The sequence below is a fragment of the Acidovorax sp. SRB_24 genome (genome assembly GCF_012931925.1).
This window is the reverse complement of sequence record NZ_MWOM01000122.1, coordinates 1,056-4,734: the sequence shown is the minus strand read 5'-3', so window position 1 is coordinate 4,734 and position 3,679 is coordinate 1,056. Positions and strand designations below refer to the sequence as shown.

The following is a 3,679-nucleotide window of genomic DNA, read 5'->3' as shown; positions in this document are numbered from 1 at the left end:
GCCCTTGCGGCGGTTGCGCCCACCGCGGCGCGATGCGCCCGCGGGCCGGGGCGTGCCAGCGTCGCTGGCGGGGGCGTTCGCGGGCACCGAAGGGGCGGCCGCGCCTTCGGGGGCAGCAGGCGCGGCGGTCGGGTCGGGATCGGGCACGGAGTCGGTCATGGCAGGGCTGGTGGGGGTCAACAAAACCCTCAATCATGCCAGCCTTGGCGCAGCGGCCTGTCAGCAGCCGTTGCGGTGGCCGGCAACGGGAAGGCGCACGGGCACGCGGTATGGGCCGTTCTACACCGCGAGCGCGTCGGCCAGCACCTGCACCCAGTGGCGCACCGGTATCGCGGTGCCGCTTTGCAGATGGGTGATGCAGCCGATGTTGGCCGAGGTGATGACGGTGGGCTCCAGTGCAGCGAGGTGGTCCAGCTTGCGCTCGCGCAGCTGCTGCGACAGCGCGGGCTGCAGCACCGAATAGGTGCCCGCCGAGCCGCAGCACAGGTGCGACTCGTTGAGCGCCACGCGCACGTCGAAGCCGAGCGCGCGCAGGTGCTGCTCGACGCCGCCGCGCAGCTGCTGGCCATGCTGCAGCGTGCACGGCGGGTGGAAGGCGATGACGCCTTGCGGCACATGCGCGAGCTTGCCCTGCAGCAGCGGCACGATGTCGGGCAGCAGCTCGGAGAGGTCGCGCGTGAGCGCGCTGATGCGCGCCGCCTTGGCCGCGTACTGCGGGTCGTGCTGCAGGTGGTGGCCGTATTCCTTCACGGTGACGCCGCAGCCCGAGGCGTTCATGGCAATGCATTCCACCGCGCCGCTGTCCACGTGCGGCCACCAGGCGTCGATGTTGGCGCGCATCTGCGCCAGGCCCCCGGCCTGGTCGTTGAGGTGGAACTTGACGGCGCCGCAGCAGCCGGCCTCGGGCGCGATGACGGTCTGGATGCCGACTGCGTCGAGCACGCGCGCGGTGGCGCTGTTGATGCCCGGCGCCATGCTCGGCTGCACGCAGCCGGCCAGCAGCAGCACCTTGCGCGCATGCTCGCGCCTGGGCCAGGCGCCGGCCGGCCCAGGCGCGGGCACCTTGGCGCGCACGCCGGCGGGCAACAGGCCGCGCACCGCCTGGCCGAGCTGCATGGCGGGTGCGAACAGCGGCGAGCTCAGGCCCTCCTTGAGCGCCCAACGCGCCGCGCGTTCGCCCAGGGGGCGCGGCACCTGCTCGTCGACGAGCTTGCGGCCGATGTCGACCAAGTGGCCGTACTGCACGCCGCTGGGGCAGGTGGTTTCGCAGTTGCGGCAGGTCAGGCAGCGGTCCAGGTGCAGCTGGGTGCTGCGCGTCGGCGTGTGGCCTTCGAGCACCTGCTTGATCAGGTAGATGCGCCCGCGCGGGCCGTCGAGCTCGTCGCCGAGCAGCTGGTAGGTCGGGCAGGTGGCGGTGCAAAAGCCGCAGTGCACGCATTTGCGCAGGATGGCTTCGGCTTCGCGGCCATCGTCGGTGCCCTGGAATTGGGGAGCAAGCTGGGTTTGCATGGTGGTCGTCGGGGTGTGAAAAAGGAAAGCCGGGCGGCAGGGCTCAGAGGCTGTCTTGCACGGTGTGCTTGTTTTTGGCGCGCAGCGCCTGGCGCAGGCGCCAGAGGGCGCGCAGGCGGCCCGCGTCGGCGGCCAGGGGCGGCAGCGACAGGGCCAGGATGATGGCCGCCAGCGGCACCACCCAGACGAAGCCGACGTATTTGAAGCCGGCCGCGCCGACCACGCCACCGGCCGTGAACATGGCCAGCAGGCTGGCGTACAGGCGCATGCGCGCGTGGTTGGCGCGCACCTGGCCTTCGGCCGGGACGCCGCTGCGGTTCCAGTAGAGCATCTTGCCCATCTCGATGCCCAGGTCGGTGATGACGCCCGTCATGTGCGTGGTGCGGATCTGCGCCGCCGACATCTTGGTCACCACCGCGTTCTGCAGGCCCATGATGAACGCCAGCAGCAGCACCGTCAGCGGCACCGCAAACACGGTGTGCCAGGTCAGCGTGACGGCCCCCACCAGGCCAAACAGCAGCATCAGCACGGCTTCGAGCAGCAGCGGCAGCGCAAAGCCGCTGCGCAGGCGGTGGCTGCGCGCCCAGTTGACCAGGATGGCCGTGGTGCCCGCGCCCGACAAAAAAGCCCACAGCGTGCCCACGGCGCTGAGCACCAGGGCCATGTTGCCCAGCACCAGGTTGTCGGCCAGCAGCGACAGGAAACCCGTCATGTGCGAGGTGTACAGGTGCACGACCAGAAACCCGCCCGCGTTCACCGCGCCCGCGTTGAAGGCCAGCAGCAGGCCCAGCGTGCGGTTGGTGGACGACGTGCGGTGGCGTCCGGTGAGGTGGCGCAACCGCCGCATGCCGCTAGCCCAACGCTGCCCCGCGTGCGGGGTTGAAGATGCCGGCCGGGTCGAACGCCTGGCGCAGCCGCGCCTGGATCTTTTCCAGCGCGGCATTCTTGGGGCCAAAAACGGCCTCAGCGCTTTCTGTGCCTGCGTCTGAAGCTCTGAAAAGAGTAGCACTTCCGCCCACCTGCGCGGCCACGTCGTGCAGCGCCTGGGCGTGCGCGCGCGGCGCCTGCACCCAGCGCAGCGCGCCGTGCCACTCGACCAGCGGCGGCGCCACGCCGGCGGGCAGCGCGAGCACCGGCGCCGTGGCCGGCACCGACAGGCGCCACAGGTCCAGGCCCGGCTGCGGTGCCTGCGCACGCGCGGCAAACCAGGGCAGCCGCTGCTCGCGGCAGGCATTCCAGTCGGCGGCGACGGCCGCGTTGTCGAGGCGCTCGCCGCCCATGCTCTTGCACGCGGCCTCGACCGCGGCGACCGCGCCGCGCAGGCGCACATAGAGCTGGCCCACGCCCGCGTCTTCGACCCAGCAGCTGGCGTTGAACGGCAGCGGCTGGCCGCCCCAGGCGTGCAGGCGCGTGAGCGCCTCGGCCTGGCCGCAGGCAAAGCGCAGCGTGGCCTCGGCCGGCGCCACGGGCAGCACCTTGATGCTGACCTCGGTCAGCACGCCGAGCGTGCCCCAGGCGCCGGCCATGAGGCGCGAGACGTCGTAGCCGGCGACGTTCTTCATCACCTGGCCGCCGAAGGTCAGGTGCTCGGCGCGGCCGTTGAGCAGCTGCACGCCGAGCATGAAGTCGCGCACCGCGCCCACGCTGGCGCGCGCCGGGCCCGACAGGCCCGCCGCGACCATGCCGCCCACCGTCGCGCCGGGGCCGAAGTGCGGCGGCTCGAACGGCAGGCACTGGTGCTTTTCCGCCAGGGCGGCTTCGAGCTCGGCCAGCGGTGTTCCGGCACGCGCCGTGACCACCAGCTCGCTGGGCTCGTAGCTGACGATGCCGGTGTAGGCGCGCGTGTCGAGCACCTCGCCGCGCAGCGCCGCGCCGCCGTGAAAGTCCTTGCTGCCGCCCCCTCGGATGCGCAGCGCAGTCTGGTGCGTGGCGGCCTCGCGCACGCGGTCGGTGATCTGGGAAAGAACGGTGTCCATGCTTGGAATGGTAAGCCCGCACCCCGCACGGAGCGCGTGAATTTTCTGCACGGCGCGCATGAGCAAAGCGGCGCGCGGTCGCCCCGGCCGAGCGCAGCGATGGCCCGGGTGGCTGTTGGCTGTCGCGCTCCCCCGCCCCTCTGCCCGTGCCGAGGAGCGCAGCGCCGGGCGGAAAAAGGGCCGCGCGCTGTTTG

General features: G+C 72.0%; 3 protein-coding genes. All 3 read right to left on the bottom strand.

The window, feature by feature from the left end:
• Positions 1-279: 279 nt before the first annotated feature.
• Genes glcF through glcE form a run of 3 tightly spaced genes read right to left on the bottom strand, consistent with a single transcriptional unit; the run spans position 280 to position 3,485 of the window.
• Positions 280-1,509 (bottom strand): glycolate oxidase subunit GlcF, encoded by a 1,230-nt coding sequence (glcF, locus tag B2J89_RS20740; RefSeq protein ID WP_169170745.1) that lies wholly within the window; start codon positions 1,507-1,509, stop codon positions 280-282.
• Between the two features lie 43 nt (positions 1,510-1,552).
• Positions 1,553-2,356 carry a YoaK family protein gene (locus B2J89_RS20735; protein ID WP_169170744.1) on the bottom strand — a complete coding sequence of 268 codons (804 nt, stop codon included), beginning with the start codon at positions 2,354-2,356 and terminating at the stop codon, positions 1,553-1,555.
• A 4-nt stretch (positions 2,357-2,360) separates the two neighbouring features.
• Entirely contained in the window at positions 2,361-3,485 is a 1,125-nt protein-coding gene (glcE, locus tag B2J89_RS20730; RefSeq protein ID WP_169170743.1) for a glycolate oxidase subunit GlcE, read from the bottom strand.
• Positions 3,486-3,679 lie beyond the last annotated feature (194 nt).